This window comes from Bartonella sp. AA86SXKL (assembly GCF_042196885.1).
In genome coordinates, this window is the sequence record NZ_JBHIRE010000409.1 from 1 (window position 1) to 654 (window position 654).

The 654-nt window shown below is 38.7% G+C and carries 1 protein-coding gene; it reads right to left on the bottom strand.

The window, feature by feature from the left end:
* A partial coding sequence (locus ACFIO5_RS12280) for a pertactin-like passenger domain-containing protein (protein ID WP_375705555.1) occupies window positions 1-654 on the bottom strand: 654 nt, incomplete at both ends.

A 654-nucleotide genomic window follows, 5' to 3' on the forward strand; every position in this document is an offset into this window, starting at 1 on the left:
GCCAGAATCAGCAACACTGATCGTATGATTGCCTGCCCCTTTCTCAACGAAGAGATAATCACCACGGTTATGAGCAATGGTGGTATTGAACGCGAAATGTAAACTTCCTGAAAGATTATTAACATGAAGCTGAGAGTAATACGGATCCGAGCCGGTAAATGCAAAAAGAACACTCCCCTCACCACTTAATTTCTGAATGAGAGAGCTTTTGCCATCAAACTCATCAGTGATAGAGTACAATTTTGTCTCTTTTCCATTTAAAATAACCTCTTCTACTGTAGTACGATGTTGCTCTTTTCCAGCATAAAGATGAAGTTGTCCAGAATGACTTACCAGTGGTTTTCCTTCTAACGTACCACCAGCATACACCAATGATTTTGCTTCATCATTAATTGTTAAATTTTTTACAGATCCATCAGCATATATTTCCTGAAGAGCGGTCTCATTTAAAGTAACTCCAATAGCTTTACCCTCTTTTAAAATACGCTGTTTACCACCACCAAAGACTTGTGTATCAAAAGCAGAACCACCATTTTTTGCGCTTTGAGTCTTTTTTGCAATCTCTTGCACACCTCCTCGCATAACTTTTGTATTCCAAGTTATCCCTCCATCGTATATCTTTTGTTGTCCTAGTGTTTCCCCTTGACCATAAAT